General features: G+C 40.0%; 13 protein-coding genes. 7 read left to right on the top strand and 6 right to left on the bottom strand.

The window, feature by feature from the left end:
* From VB733_RS00005 to VB733_RS00035, 7 genes are all read left to right on the top strand, one after another.
* A partial coding sequence (locus tag VB733_RS00005; RefSeq protein WP_323338072.1) for a sensor histidine kinase occupies positions 1–467 on the top strand: 467 nt, incomplete at its 5' end.
* Between the two features lie 185 nt (positions 468–652).
* On the top strand, positions 653–1,297 hold the full coding sequence (locus tag VB733_RS00010) for a DUF3386 domain-containing protein (RefSeq protein ID WP_323338073.1): 645 nt from the start codon (positions 653–655) through the stop codon (positions 1,295–1,297).
* Between the two features lie 180 nt (positions 1,298–1,477).
* On the top strand, positions 1,478–1,708 hold the full coding sequence (locus tag VB733_RS00015; RefSeq protein WP_096614925.1) for a NifU family protein: 231 nt from the start codon (positions 1,478–1,480) through the stop codon (positions 1,706–1,708).
* Between the two features lie 194 nt (positions 1,709–1,902).
* Positions 1,903–4,137, top strand: coding sequence for a glycoside hydrolase (locus VB733_RS00020; RefSeq protein WP_323338074.1), 2,235 nt, complete (start codon positions 1,903–1,905; stop codon positions 4,135–4,137).
* A gap of 438 nt (positions 4,138–4,575) precedes the next feature.
* On the top strand, positions 4,576–5,649 hold the full coding sequence (locus tag VB733_RS00025; protein WP_323338075.1) for a serine/threonine-protein kinase: 1,074 nt from the start codon (positions 4,576–4,578) through the stop codon (positions 5,647–5,649).
* A gap of 481 nt (positions 5,650–6,130) precedes the next feature.
* Entirely contained in the window at positions 6,131–8,188 is a 2,058-nt protein-coding gene (locus VB733_RS00030; protein WP_323338076.1) for a WD40 repeat domain-containing serine/threonine-protein kinase, read from the top strand.
* A gap of 434 nt (positions 8,189–8,622) precedes the next feature.
* A complete protein-coding gene (locus VB733_RS00035) occupies positions 8,623–9,447 on the top strand; it encodes a hypothetical protein (RefSeq protein WP_323338077.1) in 825 nt (274 codons plus the stop codon).
* Positions 9,448–9,533: 86 nt separating this feature from the next.
* Here VB733_RS00035 and VB733_RS00040 read toward each other — a convergent pair whose 3' ends face one another.
* The 6 genes from VB733_RS00040 to VB733_RS00065 form a co-directional block, all read right to left on the bottom strand.
* Positions 9,534–11,600: a prolyl oligopeptidase family serine peptidase gene (locus VB733_RS00040; RefSeq protein WP_323338436.1), complete on the bottom strand. Its 2,067-nt coding sequence runs from the start codon at positions 11,598–11,600 to the stop codon at positions 9,534–9,536.
* A gap of 557 nt (positions 11,601–12,157) precedes the next feature.
* Positions 12,158–17,632: a response regulator gene (locus VB733_RS00045; RefSeq protein WP_323338078.1), complete on the bottom strand. Its 5,475-nt coding sequence runs from the start codon at positions 17,630–17,632 to the stop codon at positions 12,158–12,160.
* A gap of 217 nt (positions 17,633–17,849) precedes the next feature.
* Positions 17,850–20,903, bottom strand: a complete 3,054-nt coding sequence (locus tag VB733_RS00050; RefSeq protein WP_323338079.1) for a methyl-accepting chemotaxis protein — start codon at positions 20,901–20,903, stop codon at positions 17,850–17,852.
* Positions 20,904–20,920: 17 nt separating this feature from the next.
* A complete protein-coding gene (locus tag VB733_RS00055) occupies positions 20,921–21,451 on the bottom strand; it encodes a chemotaxis protein CheW (protein ID WP_096614930.1) in 531 nt (176 codons plus the stop codon).
* A gap of 13 nt (positions 21,452–21,464) precedes the next feature.
* The gene (locus tag VB733_RS00060; RefSeq protein ID WP_096614931.1) at positions 21,465–21,830 is read right to left on the bottom strand and encodes a response regulator transcription factor; all 366 of its coding nucleotides are present in this window, start codon (positions 21,828–21,830) and stop codon (positions 21,465–21,467) included.
* Between the two features lie 86 nt (positions 21,831–21,916).
* Positions 21,917–23,323, bottom strand: coding sequence for a response regulator (locus tag VB733_RS00065; protein ID WP_323338080.1), 1,407 nt, complete (start codon positions 23,321–23,323; stop codon positions 21,917–21,919).
* Positions 23,324–23,417 lie beyond the last annotated feature (94 nt).

The raw sequence follows: 23,417 nt of genomic DNA on the forward strand, positions 1-23,417 counted from the left end.
CCCGAGTGGAATTTCACCCTAATTCCGTCAATTTAGCTAATTTTTGTCAAGAAATTCGCGAATTAATTCAATTTACCATTGGTAAAGAGCATATTATTAGCCTGAATATAATTGGAGACTGCTCTCAGGTAAATATAGATGAAGAATTAGTAAATTGTATCATGACAAATTTGCTTTCTAATGCGGTTAAATATTCTCCCAAGCAAAGTACAGTGAACTTTGATTTAACTTGTGAGGATAATCTGGCTATTTTCCAAATCATAGACAGAGGCATAGGTATTCCCGAAAAAGATAAAATACATCTATTTGAATCTTTTTATCGTGCTACTAATTCGCGTAAAATTCAAGGCACAGGTCTAGGACTAGCAATTGTCAAACGATGTGTAGAAATACACCGAGGCGAAATTAAAGTTGATAGTCAAGAAGGCATTGGTACAACCGTAACTGTGAAGCTACCACTTACATAATAGTAGATTAGATATTATATTCCCCGCGTCCCCGCGTCTCCGTATCAGCCTTTCATACTTGGCGATGAAATTTTTTCATCGGGACTGCCTCTGCATCGATTAAAAAAATCCCAACTTAGTAAATTCCCTAAATCTAATTGCCAATAACTATTACACTAAAAAACAGTGAATTCAGAGTGGTTGCAATGACAACTCCAATTAACGCCCGTGAGTTATTTCAAACCGCTTACGCAAGTCGTTATACGTGGGATGAAAATTTTCCTGGTTACACTGCTAATGTAGAATTGAAACAAGATAATGCAATTTATACAGGCAATGCCAGGATTAACCACGACTTGGTTGTAGAGGTTACAGGTATTGCAGATAAACAGGTGCAAGAAGGAATTATCACCCAGTTAACCGATTTAACTATTACTTGCCAGCGCGTGAACTTTGAACAAGCACATGGTAAGCACGAGTTTGTATGCGGAGAAGAAGATAGCACAGGTGCAATAGAAGTATTCGTCAAGGGAAACTCGATTGATTTACAATATAAAATCCGTGGCAAAGAAATTTGCCAAATCAGTCGAACTATTGGTGACACATCTGCCGTGTTTGTATATCATACCAATTTTGACACCGGAGCAGGTTATATTCGCGATCGCTACGAAGCCATTTTTCGCAATGTCCAAACCCAGGAAATTAGCGAAAGCATCAATTTTCAGGATACTTACACCAAAGTTGGTAATTATTACCTGTTGACACACCAAGTTGTCCAAGAAAGTCCCATGACTGGCACTACAGAATTTACATACTCCAATATCCAACTTCTGGAATTGGCAAAAGTATAGTTGGGGCTGAGGAATAAAGAAAATGATGAGTGACGAATTCAAAATAACTGAGACTTGTTCCCTTTAGCCTTTCTTCCTTCCCCCTTCCCCAAATTCGGTCTAGGATGGTTTTAGCAATGCTTGAAAAATTTTTTGGCTAATTAGACCATCATTAAATTACAAATTACAAGGTGACAAATTATGGAACTAACTCTAGACAATGTTGAAAAAGTGCTAGATGAAATGCGCCCTTACCTAATGTCGGATGGTGGTAATGTGGAAGTTGTGGAACTTGATGGTCCTATTGTTAAGTTACGTTTACAGGGTGCTTGTGGTAGTTGCCCCAGTTCTACAATGACTCTACGTATGGGCTTGGAACGCCGTCTCAAAGAAATGATTCCCGAAATTGCTGAAGTTGAACAAGTAATTTAGGAAAATGGGGAAAGCGAAAAGGGTAATAGAGAAAGGGTAATTTGTATCGCTTCCCTTCTTACGCTATACAATGCGAAACCGCTTGCAGAGTCATTTTCTCCCTCTGCGTAGTCTTTCCCCCAGGGTAAAGTACACTCACTTGCCCTTTTCTCTCCCTTACCCCTCTCCCCTTACTCTCTCTCCCTCACTTCCCCATGCCTCATCCCTTATATATCGCTTTTATTTGGCATCAGCATCAACCTCTGTATAAGTCTCCTGGTAATAGTGGCGCATTCTCTGGTGAGAAAAGATACCGCTTACCTTGGGTCAGATTGCATGGTACTAAAGACTATTTGGACTTGGTACTGATTTTAGAAAAGTACCCGAAGTTACATCAAACTGTGAATTTGGTGCCTTCCCTGATATTGCAATTAGAAGATTATATTGCCGGGAATGCATTTGATCCCTATTTAGAAGCAAGTTTGACACCGACAGAAAAACTCGATCGCAATTTGCGTGAGTTTATTATTCAGCATTTTTTTGATGCGAATCACCATACTTTAATTGATCCCCATCCTCGCTACGCCGAACTCTACAACCAGCGTCAGGAAGAGGGAAGCAGTTGGTGTTTAGAAAATTGGCAACCCCAAGATTACAGCGATTTATTAGCTTGGCACAATTTAGCTTGGATTGATCCTTTGTTTTGGGATGACCCGGAAATTGCGACTTGGTTGCAACAGGATCGAGGTTTTAGCTTGAGCGATCGCCAACGTATATACTCGAAACAACGGGAAATTCTCCGTCGCATTATCCCCCAACACCGGAAAATGCAAGCCGCAGGACAATTGGAGGTGACGACTACACCCTACACTCACCCGATTATGCCTTTGCTGGCGGATACCAATTCTGGACGGGTCGCCGTAGCGAATATGACATTGCCGGAAACCCGGTTTCAATGGGCAGAGGATATTCCTCGGCATTTACGAAAAGCTTGGGATTTATACATAGATAGGTTTGGACGAGAACCACGGGGACTATGGCCCTCAGAACAGTCGGTAAGTCCCGCAGTCTTGCCGTATATTATTAAGCAGGGCTTCCAGTGGATTTGCTCAGATGAAGCGGTTTTGGGCTGGACTTTGCAACACTTTTTCCACCGTGATGGTGCGGGTAATGTCATCGAACCGGAATTGCTTTACCGTCCCTATCGCCTCAATACCCCCACTGGGGACTTAGCAATTGTTTTCCGCGACCACCGTTTATCTGATTTAATCGGTTTTACCTATGGTTCCATGCCGCCCAAGCAAGCAGCATCCGACTTGGTGGGACATTTAGAAACCATCCACAAAATGCAACGCGATCGCGATCCAGAAAAACCTTGGTTGGTGACAATTGCTCTGGATGGTGAAAATTGTTGGGAATTTTACCAGCAAGATGGTAAACCTTTCCTTGAAGCCCTGTATCAAAGCCTGAGTAATGAACCGCACCTGCAACTAGTTACAGTGAGCGAATTTCTCGACAAATTCCCCGCCACGGCAACAATTCCCGGAGAAAAATTGCATAGCGGCTCTTGGGTGGATGGCAGCTTTACCACCTGGATTGGCGACCCCGTGAAAAATCGTGCTTGGGACTACCTCAAAGCCGCACGGGAAGTCATGGCAAAACATCCCGAAGCCACCGAAGAGGTTAATCCCGCCGCTTGGGAAGCGTTGTATGCGGCTGAAGGTTCCGATTGGTTTTGGTGGTTTGGTGAAGGACATTCCTCGAACCAAGATGCAATTTTTGACCAACTATTTCGCGAACATCTCTGCGGTATTTACCAAGCATTAAATGAGCCAGTACCCGCATATCTGCGCCAACCTCTAGAAAGTCACGCGATTAGGGGAGATTGTCGTCCACAAGGCTTTATTCATCCCGTCATTAATGGCAAAGCTGATGAACAGGACTGGGACAAAGCCGGACGCATTGAAATTGGTGGTGCTAGGGGAACCATGCACAACAGCAGTATGATTCAACGTTTGTGGTATGGTGTGGACCATTTGAATTTTTACTTGCGTCTAGATTTGAAGACAGGAGTACAACCGGGGAAAGAGTTACCACCAGAATTAAATTTGCTATGGTTTTATCCCCACCAAACCATGCACAACAGCCCCATGCCCATTGCGGAAGTGCCTGATATTGCCCCTCTCAATTATTTGTATCATCACCATTTACAAATTAATTTACTCTCGCAATCAGTACAGTTTCAAGAAGCGGGGGAACATTATCAATGGCACTATCGCACTAGCCGCGCTCAAGTAGGGTTAGATAATTGTTTAGAATTAGCCATTCCTTGGGCAGATTTACAAATACCACCCGATTATTCCTTGGAATTAGTTGTAGTTCTTTCCGATGAAGGATGCTATCAGAATTTTTTACCAGAGAATAATTTAATTGCGATCGCAGTTCCTTAAGTTCGGGAAAAAATCAACGAGGAGACGGCGAGAATTAAGGCTGACTTAGAGACGTGGGGACGCGGAGAAATTTTCATCGTCAGTGATTAGACAGACATGATAATGCATGATCATTAATATCGTTTCTTCAAAATCTGGCAACAGATAAAATAAATCTCCGTGTCTCTCCATCTCCGCGTCCCCGCGTCACCATCTGTTGCTTTCTTTTGGAGAATTGGTATAAGATCATCTCCGCCCTGTTTCTCTGATTTTTCTGTATCATTTACATCCTTTGAAGAGCAAATCCCGGATACTTGGATAAAACGTTAGGGTTTTGCAAAGATACAGTAATGCTACTAGCGGCAAGTTCTATTTGTGGATAAATTAAAGACATTACACATTAGCTATTAATTTCAGTTATTAGTCTAATATCTTAAATTTGAACCTATCTAATTGCTAATGAATCGTTTCTCCCAGAAAGTATCTAATTTTCACGACGATATTTTACAAGAAACCCAGCTTGGGCAGATGTGCGGTTCCAAGCTCTTGTTTCGCGATCGCTATGAAATCCTCCGTATTTTAGGTAGAGGTGGTTTTGGTGTTACTTTCTTAGCGAAGAACATGAGTTTACCAGGGAATCCCCTATGCGTGATTAAACAACTCTGTCCCAAGGTGACAAAACCTAAAAGTTGGCAACGTGCTTGTGTACGCTTTGAAAAGGAAGCTAAAACACTGGGGAAATTGGGCACTCATTCCCAAATACCAATGTTATTAGATTATTTTGAAACTAATGGTGAATTTTACTTAGTTCAAGAATATGTACGTGGTTTAACTATTGCCAGAGAAATCCGCAAAAATGGCAGTAAAAATGAAGCTCAAGTAAAGCAATTTTTACGAGAATTACTACCAGTTCTCCAATATATCCACAAAAATGGCGTAATTCACCGCGATATTAAGCCACATAATTTACTTCGGTGTGACGATGATGGCAGGTTAGTTTTAATCGATTTTGGAGCGGTGAAGGAGGAACTCGTCAAAAACAGCGATGGAGAATCCAAAAGTGCCACAACCAATTTTGTGGGGACAATGGGTTTTGCACCCCCAGAGCAATTTTCCTTGCGTCCAGTTTATGCTAGTGATATTTATGCTGTAGGTGTGACAAGTCTATTTTTGCTGACTGGAAAAGCACCTTTGGAATTTGATTATGATGCGGATACGGGAGAAATCTCTTGGCAAACAGAAGTGCAAATTAGTGAACATTTTGCCCAGGTATTAACCAAAATGGTGAAAATTTCTTTGGAGGAAAGGTATAAAACTGCCGAAGATGTCATGTGGGATTTGGGCATGGAATCTTATCTACCTACTCTCTCCAAGTGTATGACTTCCCAGCGACTCAGGGCTACTGGTGACAGTAATAGTGAAGAAAATCCCGAAGGTTATATTTCCCCTGTAACCAGAACTGCGATCGCAATTCGTGAATGGCGAGAAAAGCTCAAGCAAATACAATTTAAACCCCCCAAACCGAAAATTTAGTTAATAGTTAATGTTGAATATTTTGCTGTTTTTATCTGGTAAATATAATGTCCCCGGTTTCTCCAAGAAGTCGGGGATATCTATTTGTATGATTTGATTCCTGATTTTTGTTGGTTTAATTACAGAATATTTAGGGATTATAAATAAACTATAAATAAACCAGGCTTATTACTAATTCACAACCAAGGAATCCTGATTTATTCAGAAATTGCAAAGAAGATATAAAGAATTACGCTGTTTTTTAAAATAGTCTTTGTATAATTAAAAAACACCCTTGCTTTATGGTTTATATCTAAAATGTTGATATTTTATTGTTAAAAATATTCTGAAATTTATTTAGCAATTCCCAATTCTTGATAAGTAAACTCTTCTCAACATCTCCTAGAAGTTGAGTATATTAGAGATAGTTATAAACTGATTTTTCTCGGTATTAGTGACATTTAAAAATTAACGATAATGCCTATGCAGTTGGACTTTGCAAATGACAATCTGCTGCTTAAATCCTGATTGCGAAAATCCAGTTAATCCCGATGGTAATAGATTTTGCCAATCTTGTCGTACTCCATTAGTGCCGTTGTTACGAAACCGTTTTCGTGTCATGCGCGTACTTTCCGATGAAGGTGGATTTGGCAAAACATATTTAGCAGAAGACATTGATAAACTTGAAGAGACTTGTGTTATCAAGCAATTAGCTCCCAAAGCTGAAGGAAGTTGGGCACTAAAAAAAGCGATCGAACTATTTCACAAAGAAGCACGGCGATTGCAAGAATTAGGCGAGCATACCCAAATCCCCACACTCATAGCTTACTTTGAAGAAAATAGCTATTTGTATTTAGTTCAACAGTATATTGATGGACAAAATTTACTCAGGGAGTTGAATGCACGTCGTCAAGGTAAAAAAAATAGAAGTTTTCAATTACCATTTGGAAATTCCACAACTTTGAGCGAAGATACACAAGGTTCACTGTATACGGAAGCAGAAATTCGTCAGATTTTACTGGATTTATTACCCGTACTCAAGTTTATTCATACTCGTGGAGTCATTCATCGTGACATCAAACCACAAAATATTATCCGTCGTCAAAGCAGCAAACAATTAGCTTTAATTGATTTTGGCTCCTCAAAGCAGTTAACAGCAAAATTCCAGGCAAAAATGGGGACTTCGATTGGTTCACATGGTTATTCACCAATCGAACAAATTCGTGATGGTGCTGCATATCCAGCAAGCGATTTATTTAGTTTGGGTGCTACTGTCTTCCATTTGCTCACTGGAATTTCCCCATTTAAATTGTGGACAGAGTATGGTTATGCTTGGGTAAGTCACTGGCAAAGTTATGTGAAAGTACCCCTGAGTGAAGGGTTTGTGTTGGTTTTAAATAAGTTATTGAAAAAAGATATTCACCAACGCTATCAATCGGCGGATGAAGTGCTGCAAGATTTGAATCCGGGATTACATTCATCTCCAATCAGTTCCCATTCCTCCTACTTTTCTCGTAACAAGCTCCAAGTGGCAGTTGTCGCGATGGCTGGAGTCCTATTATTAGTATTGGGAGAGTTTTGGTATAAGCAATTTCATCTTGATGTTGTTAGCCCCTCCAACCTCAGTCAACCCGATCGCCTCACAGCTGATACAATTGGTCGGAAGACGATGATGCCTGATTTTAGCTTGGCAGTTACTATTCGGGGTTATTTAAGTAGTGTTTTATCAATCGCCATTAGTCCTGACGGCAAGACGATTGCTAGTACAAATGACCGCGCCATTCAACTATGGAGTTTAGAAACAGGGCAGGCGGTGGCAACATTATCAGGACATAATCAACGAGTAAATGTGATCGCAATTAGTGCTGATGGTAAAATCCTGGCGAGTGGGAGTGAAGATAGCACCATTAAACTCTGGAACCTGGTGAATGGGCAGGAAATAGGTACTTTGGTGGGGCATCAAGCCGCAATTCATACAGTTGCCATTAGTGCTGATGGTAAATATCTGGCGAGTGGTAGCGACGATAAGAGTGTCAAAATTTGGAATATCGCCACCCGTGAACAAATCTACAGTTTAACTGGACATGGAGCGACTGTGAGAACTGTGGCATTTAGCCCCGATGGCAAATATCTGGCGAGTGGTAGTTTTGATGCCACGATTAAACTATGGAACCTGGAAACTGGACGTGAACTGGGAATTTTTAAAGGACATAGGGAAAAAGTGACAGCAGTCACCTTTAGTCCCGACGGTAAATATCTTGCCAGTGGCGGTAGTGACAAAATCATTAAAATTTGGCATCTAGAAACTGGAAAATTTCTTCGTAATTTGGAAGGACATGCAGGAGAAGTAAGTGCGATAGCTTTTAGTCCTGATGGCATGACTTTAGCCAGTAGTAGCAGTGACAAAACCATTAAACTCTGGAACTATATCACTGCCAAAAATATTCGCACCCTGGCGAAACACCAGGATGGAGTTACATCCTTTGTATTTAGCAAAGATGGCAAAGTTATTGCTAGTGGTGGAAGCGATCGCACTTTGAGAATTTGGCGGTTATTATAGTGAACTACCTACACTGATTCTTGGAGTACCATTGTGAAGAAAAATATCTCATACTGAGCCATAGCCGTCCTAACTATAGGAATCCGGTTTAATTTCTGTTAGGGACTGCTTGGCGTTAGTTATACCAATCCACGAAAGTGCTTACACCCCCATGAAAATTAGCCGTATTACTGTTTTCAGTATTAGCACTAAGCTGCGACGAATCTAATTTGTATATAAGACGCGGGCAAGATTCCCCGGAGTTTTCCGTGAAGAACATCTCCCCGGAAACTCCTCTCCGCACTACAATTATTTTGGGTTTTTGAATTATATAATTTAGCTGCACATCAGCTTATTCCACTATCATGAACTGCATAAATTAAGATAGTTATCCATACAAAATATATATAGGTATCTGGGTTTATTTCTACGACCATAAAAGGAAGAAAATCAAAATGTTCAAATCTCAATTAAAATGGCAGCAAATAGGAGTAGGAATAGTAGTAGCTTTAGGACTAATGGCTTCCATTGCCCATGCCGAATCTTCACAAAATCCGCAACAACCAACAGTAATTACTTCTGCTCAATATTCTGGTAAATTAACTGCCGACAAGCAAGGCAAAAGTAAGAAATATTATCTGACATTTTTGACAGGCAAGGGGGGATTTAAAATTGACTCCACTATTAGCACTAATAAAGAGGGAGTGGTATTTTTTTGGAATGCATATAAACCAGATGACCTAAATCAAGGAAAGTTTTTATGTAACTCTCAGATATATTTAGATACAAAGAATAGTTCCACTTGCAATCTATATCCAGACTCACAAACTAATAAACCCGTGATTTTAGAAGTCAGTGCTTATGCGAATGGGAATCCCATCACATTAAATTACACTTTAAACATTAGCGGCAATTGGCAACCTGTAACTTCTAGCAATACAAGTATAACTGATAATTTTGTGGGTAATTGGGTAAATATAAACCCTAATACTAATAATATTACTCGATTAGGAATTAATTTAAATACTGCCAAACAATTAAAAATTCGTGCATTTGGTAAATGCCAACCAAAAGATTGTGATTGGGGTGAAGTTTCACTAACAAAGGATAGTAACAATTCTGCCTATACAGTATATAAATTTAAATTTGCAAACAAGACCCTGAAAATTACCCTACTTGCTGAAGATAAGCTACAAGTAGAAACTTCGACTGTCTTTACCGATAATAGTGGTCGAAAAAATTATTCTTCTATCGAAATTTTTAAACTTACTAAAGACTAATGTTTCGTTTTTATCTCGCAATTCTTCCCACCCTCATTCGAGTGAGACATGGGATGAATTACTTTTCAAGCTAAAAAAACTGTATATTAACTTGATATTCCCAAAACTTTGACCAAAAATCCCCACTTATCTGCCGATTCTTCAATTACTTTTGTTGTGGGTTTACCCGCACCATGTCCGGCTTTGGTTTCAATCCGAATCAACACAGGTGCATTACCCCGATGGGCAGCTTGTAGTGCCGCCGCAAACTTAAAACTATGGGCAGGAACGACGCGATCGTCATGATCTGCGGTAGTAATTAATGTAGCAGGATAAGCTGTACCTGGCTTTAAATTATGCAGTGGTGAGTAGCGATATAAAGTCTGGAAATCCTCAAGCTTATCTGGTGAACCATATTCCGAAATCCAAGCCCAGCCAATCGTAAATTTATGGAATCGCAACATATCCATCACACCAACAGAAGGCAATGCGGCAGCAAATAAATCGGGGCGTTGAGTCATACAAGCACCAACCAAAAGTCCACCATTACTACCGCCTCCAATTGCTAACTTGGCTGGTTTCGTATATTTATTGGCAATTAACCATTCTGCGGCGGCAATAAAATCATCAAATACATTTTGCTTATTTTTCTTCATGCCAGCTTGATGCCATTCTTCGCCATATTCGCCACCACCGCGTAAATTTGGTATCACATGCACTCCACCCATTTCCATCCACACCAAAGCACTAACTGAAAAATTTGGTGTAAGTGAAACGTTAAAACCACCATATCCATATAAATAAGTGGGGTTATTGCCATCTAATTTCATTCCCTTTTTATGCACAATAAACATGGGTATTTTTGTACCATCTTTACTGTCATAAAAAACTTGTTTAATTTCGTAATCTGCGGGATTAAAATTAATTTTTGGTTGTCGAAAAACACTACTCTCTCCCGTCACCATATTGTAACGATATATGGTTCCCGGAGTTGTGAAGTTAGTAAAGCTATAGAATGTTTCCCTGTCGTTGCGTTTCCCTGAAAACCCTCTGGCGGAACCAATTCCTGGTAATTTTACTTCACGAATTAATTTGCCTTTGAGGTCAAAAATTTGAATTTGGCTGCGGGCATCTTTGAGATAATCAGCAACAAATTGATTATTAACAATTCCCACACTTTCCAGTGTTTCTGTTGCTTGGGGAATAATTTCCTGCCAATTTGCACGAGTCGGGTTTTTGGTATTAATAGCAATTACTCGTCCGCGTGGTGCATCTAAATCAGTACGAAAATAGAATGTACTGCTATCATTATCAATAAAGCTAAAGTCAGATTCAAACTGATTAATTAATTCGACAACTTTTGTATTGGGTTTAGTCAAATCTTTGTAGAAAATTAAATTGCGCGAATCAGTTCCCTGCCACACAGAAATAATCAAAAATTTGCCATCTTCCGTTACATTACCACCAAAACCCCATTCTTTATGTTCTGGGCGATCGTAAATTAAAATATCCTCAGATTGGGGAGTGCCAAGTCGATGATAAAAAAGTTTTTGATAGTAATTGACATCCTCTAATTTGCTTTTTTGATTTGGTTCATCATAGCGACTATAGAAAAAGCCTTGACTGTCATTTGTCCAGGATGCGCGAGAAAATTTAATCCATTTCAACTTCTCTTCTAAATCTTTACCAGTTTCAATTTCACGAATTTTCCATTCTTGCCAATCGGAACCCGACACTGATAAACCGTATGCTAGATATTTGCCATCATCACTTACCGATAAACCAGATAATGCCACAGTCCCATCTTCAGAAAGCGTATTCGGATCAAGTAAAACTTTAGGTTCATCATCAAGATTATCGAGGGTATAGAGAACACTTTGGTTTTGTAAGCCGTTGTTCTTGAAATAAAAATAGCGCTTACCTTCTTTAAAGGGAATGCCGTACTTTTCGTAATCCCAAAGTTTAGTCAAACGTTGCTTAATTTTATCTCGAACGGGAATTTGATTTAAATAACCAAAAGTCACTTGATTTTGTGCTTTTATCCAAGCCTGGGTTTCCGGAGAATCAGGGTTCTCTAACCAACGATAGGGATCACTAATTTTGATCCCGTGGTATTCATCAACTTGACTATCTTTACGGCTAATTGGGTAAGTTAAGGATGTTTCCGTAGTCATATTTTTACCTGGTACTTTATTTTGAGATTCTGGATTCTGATTCCTGACTACTATATTCTCCACAGTTTCATGAAAAAATAGTTTTGTATCATCTTTGATTATTGCGATCGCTGGTGTCAGTATAAATCTTAACAACAGCGTTGTTGTCATCAAAATTAGAGCAAACTTATCTAATCTGGGAGTAAATTTTTGAATGTATTTTGAAATGTATTTTTGAATATTTTGAATATATTTATTCATTTTTGGCAAACGAGGATGAAGATTGGCTTGGAAGTTCAAAATTATAACAGGTAAACTGCGATGCATCTAATTTCTATCTAAGACGCAGACTTTCCGGCTCCGGATTTTTCCGTGAGGAACATCTCCCCAGAAACTCCTATCCGCACTACAATTATTTTGCGTTTTTGGCTTATATAATTTAGCTGCACATCAGCTTATGAATTTGTGATTATCCAGACGTGATTTTAAAGACTTGATGTTTCGGAATTCCCAAAAAAATTAGATTTGGAATTGGCAATCCCAAATCTCTAATTTTCAATCCTCAATTTCAACTCCGATTAACCATTACTAACTAGTTTTTCACCTTTCAGCATTCGTGCTGCCGCCTCCAGTAATGCTTCTTCAAGATAGGGTTTAGTGAAATAACCACTAGCACCTAAATTAATTGCCATTTGTTTGTGCTTATCAGCACCTCGCGAAGTCAACATGGCGATGGGTAAATGATTGAGACTGGGTTCTTTTTGGATACGTGAAAGTAGTTCTAGTCCATCGCAACGGGGCATTTCGATGTCGCAGAAGACGATGTCGCAAGGCAAACCAGAGCGCAATTTGTCCCAAGCTTCCTGTCCATCACGGGCTTGTTCCACTCGGTAGCCAGCTTTATTAAACGATAGTGAGAGCAATTCCCGCACCGTAATTGAGTCATCAACAATTAATACAGTTGGGTCAATTTTTGCACCCATATTATCCGTACTGCCACTGTTGGGAGCGTCAAAAATAGTCACAGCACTTTGTTTCGATGTCCGTCCTTGGAAAATATCAATAATCTCCAAAACATCGGCAATGGGCATAATGCGACCATCCCCAAGTACGGTAGCACCAGCTACACCTATGGGCTTAGGTGCTGGTCCTTCAAATTGCTTAATTACTATTTCCTGTTCGCTTAATACTTGGTCTACTTGCAGAGCAATTAGTGTATTCCCGGAGCGAATAACAACAACTGATACCATATCATCATCGCGATTTCCTCCGTAAACACTACCTCGACTGAGTTGACGGTTTAGAGTCAACAGGTCTTTGAGTGGTTTGAAAGGTAGTTGGGTATCGCGCCAAGAAATAAATGATTCGCCAGCAGAATTTTTCTGGATATTTCTGACTGGTACATCGAGAGTGTCTTCAACACCATCCATGGGAAAAGCGACTCGTGCTTTATCGGAGACACAACTGAGGGCTTTACAAATACTTAGGGTTAGGGGTAAACGAATTGTGAAGTTTGTGCCTTTGTTCAGGGTTGAATCAGTATTAATTGTGCCTCGGATTTCGCTAATACTAGTACGTACGACATCCATTCCCACACCACGACCAGCTAAATCATCAGCTTTATCTCTGGTACTAAAATTAGGCTGGAATAATAGCTCGTATACTTCAATACGTGGCATTGTTTTTGCTTGTGCGGGGGTAATTAAACCAACCCTAATTGCTTTTTGCTTCACTTGTTCGGGATCAATTCCCGCGCCATCGTCACTGACAGAAATAACAGTTTGGTTCCCTTGATGGAAAGCGCGAACAGTGATAGTACCTACAGGAGATTTGCCTTTACTTTGTCGTTCCTCCGGAGTTTCGATGCCATGAGCGATCGCATTATTCAACATATGCACCAGTGGGTCGGTCAAATGCTCTAAAATCATCTTATCGATGAGAGTATCTTGACCTTCAATCACTAATTCCACCTGTTTACCGCATTTAATCGCATTATCGCGTACCCCACGTTTGACGCGATCGGTAACTTGGGAGAAGGGAACCATTCTCGCCCTGGTCAACCCTTCTTGTAGTTGAGTCGTCACTTGGCGAAACTGTCGCGCTACCCGTTCGGTTTCTTCAGTCACAAAATCAATATCGCTGGCTGACTCCCGTACCCGGACAATTAACTCAATCATTTCTTGAGATAAGGTGTGGAAGGGTGTAAACCTGTCCATCTCTAATTCTGAGAAACCGCGATCTGTATCTTTATGGCTAACGACGTTAGCAGTATTACTAAAGCTACCTTTACGAGTTGCTAACAATGATGCTTCTAAAAGCGATCGCTCATATAATTCCTGCATCCTCGCTCCCACATCTGATAAATGGTGAACCTGAATCAGCAAATTATCGAGTGACTGCCGTAAGCGTTCTTGATCCTGTTCTAAGGTGTTGCGGTTAACAACCAACTCCCCAACTAGGTTGCTCATGTCGTCAAGGTGCTTAACTGGGACTTTCATTAATTGCTCAAATCTCGCAGTGCGCCTTGCTGTCACACGTTGAATTTTTGCAGCATTTGCTCCTGTAGTTGGGGTTGATATACTTTGATCTGCATCGGCTAGTAGCTTTTCTAAGTCACCAAAGTCATCCAGATGATCGGTTTTAGCAGTTGTTGCACCCATCGCTGTTGCTGTGACTGCTGCTACACCAGAAACTACAACAGGTGTTGCATCGTTACCAAGTAGTGCATCCAGGGCTGCAAAATCATCATCCTCTAAGGAATCAGCATTGGATTTGGATGTAATATTATGACCAAGCAATGCATCCAGTGCCGCAAAATCATCATCCTCACTTGCTTCTTGTTCTAAATTATTAATTTCTTCGCTAGCGAAACTGGGATTTTCTACTGCAAGTGATGGGATAGTCTCTGGGGTGGAAGTTTCTGATTCTTCAGGAATATATATTTCCATAGAAGCTTCTAAACTTTCCTCGAAGCTTTCCTCGAAATTTTCCCGTAAATCTTCCACATTATTATCCGTAATATCGGATGGGATATTCAGACTTGGTAAAACACTTTCGTTTGTGTGTATTTCAGTTTCTTCTACAACAGTCAGCAAATTTTGATTTTCGGGAATAGCACTTTGATAAATATTATTTCTATTATTCTCGTCCGGTTGTTCTTCGCCTAATTGGGGAACTGTGCTTTCACCAAATAAATTATCAATGAAATCAATTTCTGCATTAGTTAGTGCTGTAGGCGCATGTTCGGAAATATTGTGTTCATTTTTGTCATCATCGAATAAATTATCACCTAAATCTTGATTGCCATAATTTTCATTAGTAAAGTCTGAATTATGTGATTGATGGAATATAACTATTTCAGTTTCCGCACTAGCTGTGTCTACAGATGTATTCTCATCATCTATCTTCGCAGTTGTAGTTGGGATATTTTGCGTAAATTCTGGTGTAAACTCAAGTGATTCTGGTTGTTGTGTATAATTAGGCGATTCATTTGTATCAATTTCTGCGGCAGATAATGGGATGATTTGAGACGGTGTTAATTCCTCGAACAAATCGCCTGCCTCGTCATCAAAGAAATCAAACGATTCTTCTGTCTGTGGGAAAGAAATATCTAAATCATCATCAAGTTCAAAATCGTCACTTTCATTCAGAGAAATATTAGCATCTTGACTTGTATCAAAAATGCTATTATGCAATGTCACTTCAAATAAACTTTCCTCTAATGCTTTACCAATATCTGCATTAGATTCAAGCTCTGATGATTGTTGTTCTTGTATTAATTCCGTCTGTGCCCAGAAGTCAACTCCTTCATCTTGCTGCTGAGAAAGTTCTCCATGGGAAAACTCAATAACTTCGGGAGCAAGACTATCAAACAGCATATCTAATGTATCTGCTGCTGGATTTGTAGGTAAACTGTCATTAATTTTTGAATTTGTTAATAAGTCATCAAATTCTAATTGTGTTTCGAGATTAGTTCTTTCTAGACTAGTTATTTCTACACTCTTTAAAGTCGATTTATCTTCATTTTCCTGTTCTACATTATTAACTATTGTATCTATTTCTAATATATTTTCGGCTGAGAATTGGTCAAATTTAGGATTAGATTCAGGGTGAGATTGCGGAGAATTTATCAGTTCAATATCTTCACTACTAGCCAAATCTTGAACCTGATATTCAGATGTTTGACTATTATCATTAATATTTGTATTATCAGAACTATCAGAAAAAATGTGTTCAGAAAAATCTAATAAATCATTAAAACCAGAAGACAATAAATTATCTTCCGCTTCCATTAAATTTATACTAGTTTTATCTGAATCATCTAAATCATCTAAAAACTCAAATTGTTCTGGGATTGGCGCAATAATTGTATAGTCTTGCATCTCCCGATAAGCATTACTTAATTCCTCCGGTATCTCATTACTTAAATCTCCATTTTCTACTGACTCTAGAGGTTTATCTAATGTTGGTTCATCCTCATCCAAAAAATTCCCAAATAGCTGCATTATGGTTAATTCTTCACTACCATTGGCAGCGCGATCGTGAATGCTAGTGCTATCTTCAAATATGAGTAAATCTTCAACTTCTCCAGCAGCCTCAGCATCAGTTTCGCTTTCATCTGAATTTGCTTCATTGGTAACTACTATATCTACATTTTCTTCTCCGTTCCAATTACCATCAAGTTCGGGAGCATCATCTTTAAATAGTTCATCAAGTTCAGTAAGTTCAGCAATACCAACTTCGGGACCATTAGTATCGAGAATAATATTAGTTATTGCAGCGTCTTCTAACTCATCATCTCCACTTTCGACATCAATATCCTGAATATTGATAGACAAAAAATTAATATTTTCATCTTCATCGTTAGCCATATCTTTAGTAGTCAAGATATGTTGTGAATCTCCATCTATTTGCGTAGATAGTTCTAAGAGTGAATTGACATTGTCATTGCTATCTTCTGTTGCAAATTCAGAGTTTAAATCGAGAAGATTTGCAGTCTCAGAGTCAATTTGTTCTGATAGTTCAAAGAGCGAATCAATATTATTCTCACTGTCTTCAATATCCAAACCAGTATGGGTAATAAAATCATAAATATCATCAGCGATCGCATTAGCTTTTGTATCCTCAGATGACTGAAAACTAGTTGCGAATTCCTCAAGAAAATCACTATTAAGTTCTAATAATTCAATTTCCGGAACACCAAGCAAAACTTCAAGTTGCTGACTAATTTTAATCTCCGCATCTCTACCCGTTAACGCCAGCTCTTGCGCTTGTTTAATATCTGTAATTACAACTTTGGCTAGCGTCAAATAACTATTATCTGGGTTAACGATCGCACTACCACAAGCTCGACACAAATGACACCAATTATTTAAATTTAAATCATCACCTATAATTGCTAAATACTGACAGCAAGCCTCCAAACCTTTACGATTTTCAGGTGTGGGTTCTTGTTTAAATAACTGCAACATATTTCTCAATTTTTGCAGCACTTGGTTTTGGAACTGCTGCCAGCTATCTCCACTCGCAAGAGGTGTGATACTTGACTGAATTGCTGTAGGAGTTGGTGTTAATGTAGGAGTCGGTGTAGGAACTAATTCAGGCTTTTCAATGTTTATACTACCACCTTGTTCCCCAACCAATAACTCTAAATGTTCATGCAGCCAACCAAACACCGGCTCGGCTTCTGACATAATAGTATTAGCAGTCTCTTCAGATAAACTGAATGGGCCACTTAGATGCTCTAATAGTGATTTCAAAGTGTCAGAAACACCAAGAAATAAAGACTCCAATTTTTGATCAACTTGAATAGGATTTTCTTTTAAAACCTTAAAACAATCTTCTAATCGGTGTGCAGTTCTTTGAATGCTGCTTAAGCCGAGCATTGCCGAACCACCTTTAATTGAATGTGCTGCCCGGAAAACTTCATTAATCATTTCCGGATCATTTAAAGTCCCTTGTAGGTTTAACAAACCTTGTTCAATTGTATTTAGGTGGTCTTTGGCTTCTTCGATAAAATAACCTAAAATACGTTGTTGTTGTTCCGGTAACATAGTTTTTAAAGTTAATAGTTATGAGTTAATATTTATTAGTCAAGGGGTTAATAGTTCTTAGTTAACAATTGTGAATTATCAGTTAGGAATTATTCATTTGTAGGTTTTTAAGTCAGAACTGTGAGACATGAGTAATAATATCCTAATCTTTTAATTCCTAAATCCTCACATTGACTCTGAAATATTAACCACTAACTATTAACTCCTAACTTACTATTTATCTTGATTCGGCAGTTTCAACGCGGAAACGTTCCACAGAGGCAATCAAGTCACGAGATACGCCTACCAGGTGTTGTAATGCACCCGAAACTCGTTGTGCTTCTTGTGAGGTTTCTTGGGCTGTTAATTCCACCGATTGCATTACCTGTGCCACAGCACGGGAGGTTTCCGTTTGGTCTACAGTGTCAGCAGTAATCGATCGCACCAAAATATCAATGCGGTTGGCAACATGGATAATATTGTCAAGCGATCGCTTTGCCTCTTCTGCCAGTCTCGTACCTGTTATTACCTGCTGTGTCCCTTCTTCCATCGCCGTCATTACCGAACTGGTTTCGCCTTGAATTTGCATGACGATTTGTTCGATTTCTTTCAGCGATTTTGCCGATTTATCTGCCAACTGACGAACCTCATCCGCAACGATGGCAAAACCACGTCCCGCTTCTCCCGCACGTGCCGCCTCAATCGATGCGTTTAGTGCCAACAAGTTGGTACGCGAAGCAATCTGCGAAATCAAAGCCACAATTTTGGAAATTTCTTGCGATGATTCTGCCAAACGCTTGACTTTACGAGTAGTTTCTGCTACGGTTTCGCGAATTTCTAAAATACCCGCCACAGTATTTTCCACCGCTTCGCCACCTTTGAGAGCGATTTCACTGGCATCTCGCGCTACTGTTTCTGCTTCGCGTGCAGCTTCTGCCACGCGCTGAATCGAATCCGTCATCACCTGTACCGAATTTAAGGTGACAGCTAATTCTTCAGCTTGACGCAATGCATCAGTTGATAATGCCCGCGCAAATGTTTCGGAATTTGTTGCCCCTTTGGTGACTTCGCGGGCTGCGACTTTCACCTGTTGAACGATATCGCGCAAATTTTGAATTGTTAAGTTAAAAGCATCTGCAACCGCACCGAGAACATCTGCTGTCACCTCTGCTTGCACCGTTAAGTCACCTCGCGCGGCACCTTCAACGTCGTCAAGCAAACGAATTACCTGCCGTTGTAAGTTTTCTTTAGCTTCTTCCTGCTCGTGGGCTTTTCGTGTTGCCTCGCTGGTGGTGGTAAAAATTACACGAGTCATTTCGTTAAAGCCAGCCGCTAATTGTCCGAATTCATCTTCGGAATAAACAGTGGCTTGTACTTCCAGATTCCCTTGGCGCACCGCATCAAATTGGTTTTGTAAATCTTTGGTGGTGCGACGAATTTGTTTGTATGTGAGGTTTCCCATCAATCGAGTGGTTGCACACCCCGCCAACCCCGCAGCTAACGCCATCACCAACCCTGTATTGCGAATAGGAGCGCGTTCTTCCGGTTTGGAGAAAAAATTAGCTGAGACAAAGCTCACAGATGCTACGGCAAGGGCAGAAATTACCCCCACAGTGCCCGCAATAAACCATTGTTTCGTCTCTAAGGGGGCATTTTCTAAAGGTGCTAGTAAACCTTGCTCGACACTGACTTGGGGTTCAATGTGGCTGACATCAGATTGGGTAAAAATTGGTACTGATTCTTGGGTGGAGGTAATGCTAAATAATTCATCTTCCCGTTCCCCGCCAGGCTTAGATTTTCCTAGATTCCGCTTGCTACTGGTATTGCCAAAGTTGAGTGATTCTCCTAAAGATTCGCCAAAGTTACTACCCGTTTCTTTGTTTTTTGATTTCGCAAAAGATTTATCAGTTGATGATTTTGCGTCATCAAACGAATTTGAATGCAGCTGTTGCGAAGCGCCAAAAGTCGATTCTCCAGTTAAATCAAATCCAGGAATATTCCCAAAATCATCAAAATCATCAAAATCGTCTAAAAATTCAACATTTTTTTCCTGAGAAGCTTTGCCGCTAGTGCTATTACTAGCGATATTGCTAATGTCTCCAGTTACTAGAGGCTTGTTGTCTGCTAAACTATCGGAACCAAAGGCTGACTCAAAGGCTTCAAAATCAAAACTGTCATCGGCATCAAAACTATCTCGTGACGCTGCTGTGTTTCCAGAGTCAGAGGTTTTTCCTTCTGGATTTAAATCAATGCTAAAGGTTGAAAACTCTGCGGGGCGTGTGTGTGTCTCCGTTGTTGATTGAGCAATATTTTCGCTATCATGCTCAAACTTATTCGCACTAAAGTTATCTTGGCTGTTAACTTCGGAAGTATCTTTATCAGTTTCGGCTCCTACTTCTTGCTCTCTTTTTTTACTGATATATTGCGTCTCATCATTAATACTATCTATATTAAATTTAAAATCACCTGTGGTATCAGCTTCATTTGTTTCCCCAAAAAGTGAGGTAGGAGTTTCAAAAGTGGTACTTAAAGGTAAATCTAATTCCTCGAAGGGTGAATTATTCATAGCTTCGGGAATTAAATGATTACTATCAATGGTGTTGCTAGTAAAACTATTAGTAGGAATTTCATCTTGCCAAAATTCAGGCAATTCTAATCCAGTCGGTTTTTCTGCATCCGCAGGACTTGTCGCTTGTTTGGGCTGAGATTTTTCCTTAGCAACAGATGCAAAGGGATTTTCATCTAAATTTCCCGAAATCTCGTCAGCAAGAGTCTCAAGTACCTTACTATCAGTGGGGATATCAAAAGGATTGTTTGTAGAGTAATCTTCAAATACATTCCCACTTCCATAGCTATCACCAAGAGCATTTAAATCAAAACTACTATTATTTAAATCCCCAAATGGTGATTCGTTGTCTACATTGTGACTTTCAAATTCCCCTGGTTCGACTAAATCAGAGAAATTTATTTGCTCATTGTCTTCAATATCAGATACATCAATATCATCAAACTGTGCCTGGTATTGATGAATACTCTCTAAACCATTTGTGGCAAAACCAACAATTTCGACATCATTGGTTAATTCCAGCACTTTCTGATACTCATCTTTGGCAATATCGTATTTCTGTAACACATAGTAAACATGTCCCCGCAATAGATGGGTATTGGGGTCTTGTGGTAGAGAAATCACCACTTGGTCGATTAAAGTGGCTGCTTCTTCGTAATTTTGCTGTGCATAGGCTGTCAGAGCCTGCTGATAAATCTGCGCGTAATCTTCTATACTTGCTGCCATTTCACTGTCTCCGAATTTCATCCTGCCCACCGCGCACTCCGCAGTATTGCGGTCTGATCCAGCAGTCGCAGACACTGAGTGCTTTCTGCGTTTAACATCCATTCACCCCGTAGAAACGGAGCCATTGTATCTGGAAGATTAGTTGGTGCCACTAAATTTTTGACATCCAGCCAATCCATACCGCCGATTTCATCTACCGCTAAACCCACAATTGTTTCTTGTTCTTCAATCGCAATTACAGGTATTTCGGCTCTGTCGGTGTTTAATGCCGTTGCATCTCCAAGAAACTGCCCCAAATCAGCCACCCAAATCACTCGACCTCGTAAATTTAGAGTACCCAAAAGTAGAGGCGAAGCATTAGGAATGGGGGTAATTCTGTCAGGGCTGAGTTCGATGACTTCGCGAATCCCTGTTGCTAGCAGTGCAAACTCCTGATGCGAGGGAATGAAAAATCGCAAATGCAGTTCACCTTCAGGACTTTCGACCTGGAATTCAGGACGAAATTGATCATCTCCACTGCCCACCAAAAAGTCCGGTTTGCTAACCATGCTTTCTTTATCCTTATCCTCGCAGCAGTTGTTTGACTGTTCCTACCAGTTCAGTTGGCTGAAACGGTTTGGCAATGTAAGCATCTGCTCCCTGTTTCATTCCCCAGTAGCGATCAAATTCTTCTCCTTTAGAGGAACACATAACCACAGGGACATTTTGGGTCTTCGGGTCGGATTTTAAGCGACGGCAAACCTCATAACCATTCATTCTCGGCATGACAATATCCAAAACTACTAAATCAGGGGGTTCGCTGAGGATTGCTTCTAAAGCCTCAACCCCGTCACTAGCGTGGGTAACTGTCATCCCGCTCGCTTTCAGGAGGTCTGTAATCATCTCCCTCTGTGCGATACTATCTTCCACAATCAGAACTGTATTCATATAAGCCTATCTACCTCCTGACGTAGATGTCCCTCAATATGGAACATTCCCTGAATCCCCGCAATCAATTAATGTATAAATTAATTCTATTCCTTGACAAATTTTATAAGCGATCGCTTTTTATTGGCTTCGGCAAATTCTTTGATATTATTTTGTACCCCTTCTAGGGTAGTATCGACAACTCTAGTATCATTTTTATCTTTGTAATTGTAATTATCTCCAAGGTATTTTTTAATTAGCATTAGTAACTCATGTTCGTGAAAGGGTTTAGCTAAATAGTCTGTTGCTCCAACCATCTGGGCTTTTGTACGGTTGATAAAATCATCTTGACTAGCCAGCAAAATAATTGGTGACAATCGAAAAATTTTTGATTGTCGCAACATTGCACAAATCTCGTAACCATCCAATTCTGGCATGGTAATGTCGCAGAGGATTAAATCTGGCTTGAGCGCCAAGGTGCGACTTAGTGCTTCTAAGGGATTTGTCAAGGCGATCGCCTCAAAGCCTTGGGAATTTAAAATTGACTCGACCGATTTACAAACACTAATGGCATTATCAATACAAACAATTTTGATTTTGGACTTTTCCTCTAAATTTACCTCCTGACTATCCTGAGTATGTATTAAGTTTTGCGTATTCGTATATACTAGCTTCACCCAGCCTTGTTGTACGTAAGGGAATATTGCCTTAGCAACAGTTAATATATCTCGGTTGAGATAGCGCGCTAGTTGACGTAGGGAAGTTTTGCCATCAGCCCATTGCTTGAGCTTGTCGATAGTGGTTGTTTGCAGGGAGGCGCGTAACTGGATCACATCGGAGAGCATTGGCAATTGATCGGGAGACTGAATATATGGATACAGTTGTTTCCAACCTTGCACTTGTCTAGCAATTTTTGCCGCAATTGCCGCCGTTTGCCAAGTTGTTAACAGGGGTGCAAGTGGAGGAGTGACTTTAAAAATAAAATTTCCTTGCCGGAGATTTAATAAATCAAAAATAGTTTCATGAATTAAGCCTTGGATAATAATCCGAGCCTGGGTAGGATTGATGATGTTTTGTTCGAGTAGTGCCCATAAATAACTGTACTCAGGAATCGACTGCGACAAATTGGCTGTTAATACCGTTTCATCAAGGCGCACCTTTACCCGATAATGGCGCAAATAATCATCCAACCGCGATAAACTGAGTCCGCGATCGGTTGCATAAATAATGTGACCATTCAGAAAAAAAACAAACCAACTACTTTGCTGGGAGTGGTCTAAAGAAGCTGGTTTGAACAACATTTGCTTACTATTCGTATCCAATTGATTGTGGTATGAAGTTCGCGAACCACTGGCTTCACACTTAGTGATTAAGCTTTGGCGATCGCCATTCTTCATACCATGCTTGATTAAGCAACTACCATCGGTTTCGACCAATAGCACTCCTGTTTGCTGCCCCAACTCAATCAATTGCAGGATACTGCGAAGATCGATTTCATGTAAATTTCCCTGCATTTAGTTCCAAGGCACTCCTCATCATCCGGTTTGCACTTGATGCTATTGTGCCCATTTATATCTCGATATTTACAAATTGATGAAAATTAAGGGA

This window comes from Calothrix sp. UHCC 0171, assembly GCF_034931845.1.
Lineage (GTDB): Bacteria > Cyanobacteriota > Cyanobacteriia > Cyanobacteriales > Nostocaceae > Brunnivagina.

Bases quoted from the DNA above. Each gene is read 5' to 3' on its own strand.
- VB733_RS00060 (WP_096614931.1), bottom strand. From the start codon at position 21,830: ATGAATACAGTTCTGATTGTGGAAGATAGTATCGCACAGAGGGAGATG.
- VB733_RS00015 (WP_096614925.1), top strand. From the start codon at position 1,478: ATGGAACTAACTCTAGACAATGTTGAAAAAGTGCTAGATGAAATGCGC.
- VB733_RS00035 (WP_323338077.1), top strand. From the start codon at position 8,623: ATGTTCAAATCTCAATTAAAATGGCAGCAAATAGGAGTAGGAATAGTA.
- VB733_RS00025 (WP_323338075.1), top strand. From the start codon at position 4,576: ATGAATCGTTTCTCCCAGAAAGTATCTAATTTTCACGACGATATTTTA.
- VB733_RS00045 (WP_323338078.1), bottom strand. From the start codon at position 17,632: ATGTTACCGGAACAACAACAACGTATTTTAGGTTATTTTATCGAAGAA.
- VB733_RS00040 (WP_323338436.1), bottom strand. From the start codon at position 11,600: ATGACTACGGAAACATCCTTAACTTACCCAATTAGCCGTAAAGATAGT.
- VB733_RS00030 (WP_323338076.1), top strand. From the start codon at position 6,131: ATGACAATCTGCTGCTTAAATCCTGATTGCGAAAATCCAGTTAATCCC.
- VB733_RS00020 (WP_323338074.1), top strand. From the start codon at position 1,903: ATGCCTCATCCCTTATATATCGCTTTTATTTGGCATCAGCATCAACCT.
- VB733_RS00065 (WP_323338080.1), bottom strand. From the start codon at position 23,323: ATGCAGGGAAATTTACATGAAATCGATCTTCGCAGTATCCTGCAATTG.
- VB733_RS00050 (WP_323338079.1), bottom strand. From the start codon at position 20,903: ATGGCAGCAAGTATAGAAGATTACGCGCAGATTTATCAGCAGGCTCTG.
- VB733_RS00055 (WP_096614930.1), bottom strand. From the start codon at position 21,451: ATGGTTAGCAAACCGGACTTTTTGGTGGGCAGTGGAGATGATCAATTT.
- VB733_RS00010 (WP_323338073.1), top strand. From the start codon at position 653: ATGACAACTCCAATTAACGCCCGTGAGTTATTTCAAACCGCTTACGCA.